This window comes from Brevibacterium sp. FME37 (genome assembly GCF_014897485.1).
Lineage (GTDB): Bacteria > Actinomycetota > Actinomycetes > Actinomycetales > Brevibacteriaceae > Brevibacterium.
In genome coordinates this window covers 1-2,421 of sequence record NZ_JABUYE010000042.1, presented here as the reverse complement: position 1 = coordinate 2,421, position 2,421 = coordinate 1, and the positions used below count along the sequence as shown (strand labels likewise).

The following is a 2,421-nucleotide window of genomic DNA, read 5'->3' as shown; positions in this document are numbered from 1 at the left end:
GTGCGCCACGAGGCGCTGTTGAACCGAGTGGAGGTGAGAGACCACCACCGCCTGGCTGTCGCAGCAGCCAGGTGAAGTTGAGGGCAGCCTGAACTCCGGGATGGGAGCGAGGGCGGGAAGCAGCCCTGACAACGCCGAGACGATTCCAGTACTGCCAGATGGGTCGGGCTCGGCTAACACGACGGAGAGGTACACGCATAGGAACCAGTGTCCGAACGCTCCTCAAGTCAGACCACCGACTCGAAATCTGGTGGATCGGGGTCGGGTTGCATCGCAGACCGAGGCTGGTGTGCCAGTCGAGGGAACTTCCGGATCGGAGAATGTCGCCGGTCCGGGAGGCCATAGTGAAAGCCTGCGGCGTAGCTATGGCGAGGATGCAGGAGTAAAGCTGGGTACCGATCCCGTCAATCGGTTGAATAGTGAACGTGGGAACCCCGCCGCTGGTCCCTGCTGACCACGGATTCCATGCGTGGTCGGCAGGGAAGGTCCGTCGCCGACTGATACCAGTGGTGTGGGGGCGGAGAGTCCGTAGTAGTCCGAGGTCGGGAAAGCCGACCACATGGCGAAGGGACTCAGTGCCGATTCCGCAATGAAAGTAGGGATGAAAAGGAGGGACACCGGTGAATACGGGTGTGTCGGGGCCAGTCGATATTACTTCGGCATGGCATCGAGTACTTACGATCCAGACGAAATTGCACCAATGGGCGCGCACCGATCCGGGGCGTGTCTTCGATGATGTGTTCAACCTTGTCCACGATCCGGCCTTCCTCGTAGCAGGGTGGGATCGAGTGCGGGGTAACAAGGGCGGTCGGACTGCTGGAGTCGATGGGGTCGCACCCCGGTCCCTGCTTCATGGTCAGGCCGTTGAGGTGCTCACTATGATTCGCCGCCAGGTGAAGACTGGTGAGTTCCGACCCTTGCCGGTGCGTGAGCGCAGGATCCCGAAGTCGAATGGGAAGACTCGTTCGTTGGGGATTCCAACGCTGGCCGACAGAGTGGTGCAGGCGTCGCTGAAGTTGGTGCTGGAACCGATCTTCGAGGCGGACTTCTATCCGTCCTCGTATGGGTTTCGGCCGCGTCGGCGTGCGCAGGACGCGATTGCTGAGATTCATAAGTTCACGTCGAGGCCTTTGAATTATGAGTGGGTCTTCGAGGCTGATATCACTGCGTGTTTCGACGAGATCGATCACACTGGTCTGATTCAGCGTTTGCGTGGACGAATCACGGACAAAAGGGTCCTGGCTCTGGTCAGAAGGTTCCTCAAGGCAGGCATCCTCAGCGAGGATGGTGTCAATAGGAACACTCACACCGGCACCCCGCAAGGAGGGATACTTTCACCACTTCTGGCCAATATCGCCTTGTCTGGGCTTGATGATCACTTCCAAAAGAAGTGGGAGTCGCTGGGTCCGAGCTGGACGCGAGCGAAACTGCGCCGTAGGGGCATCCCGGTGATGAAGCTGATCCGGTACGCGGATGACTTCGTTGTCCTTGTCCACGGTTCGGTCGAGCACGTGGAGGCACTGTGGCACGAGGTGGCTGAAGTGCTCGCGCCGATGGGTTTGCGCCTATCGGTGGAGAAAACGAAAGTGACTCACATTGATGAGGGGTTCGACTTCTTGGGCTGGCGCATCCAGCGTCGGATGAAGAGGGGAACCAGCGGTCAGGCTCAGGTGTATACGTATCCGTCGAAGAAGTCTCTGGCTTCGATCAAGGAGCGTATTCGCGGTCTGACTCGCAGAGCGCAACATCGGACGCTGGCCGATCTTCTCCGCCGGGTGAACCCGGTGTTGAGAGGGTGGTGTGCGTATTTCCAGCATGGGGTGTCGAAAGCGACATTCAGTTACGTTGACCATTACGCGTTCTGGCGGATCGTCAATTGGTTGAATAAGCGTCACCCCAAGCTGAATAAGCATACTGTGGTGCGTCGTTTCCTCCCTGGATGGGAGATACGGACGGAAGGAGTCGAGTTCTTCCGGGCCTGTCGGGTTCCAGTGACTCGCTATCGGTTCCGGGGAACTCGTATTCCCACGCCATGGGACAGTGCTGCGGCTTGATTGGCATGGAGAGCTGGATGCTCAGGAATGGGCACGTCCGGTTCGGAGGGCGGGCCGGGGAAACTTACCAGTCGTGAGGCTGGCAGAGCGCCCCGGTCCGACCCTACTCGGAGCACCATACGAATGAGGGCAAGCTGTACCTCTGCGCGGTCAAGGACGCCTACTCCTCGCGCGTCGTCGGATATTCGATCAGTTCGAGGATGAAGGCCCGGTTGGCTGTTGATGCCCTCGAGATGGCTGTGGCCAGGCGCGGTGATGTGGCCGGATGCGTGACGCACAGCGACCGCGGCAGCCAATTCCGGTCGAAGAAATTCACTCGGGCTTTGGCCCGTCATGGCATCATCGGGTCGATGGGACGAGTCGGCGC

The 2,421-nt window shown here is 59.6% G+C and carries 1 protein-coding gene and 1 pseudogene; both read left to right on the top strand.

Going from position 1 to position 2,421, the window contains the following annotated elements:
- Positions 1-620: 620 nt before the first annotated feature.
- Positions 621-2,054 (top strand): group II intron reverse transcriptase/maturase, encoded by a 1,434-nt coding sequence (gene ltrA, locus INT29_RS19835; protein WP_009883329.1) that lies wholly within the window; start codon positions 621-623, stop codon positions 2,052-2,054.
- A gap of 107 nt (positions 2,055-2,161) precedes the next feature.
- Positions 2,162-2,421: pseudogene (locus tag INT29_RS19830) on the top strand (transposase); the annotation flags it as partial.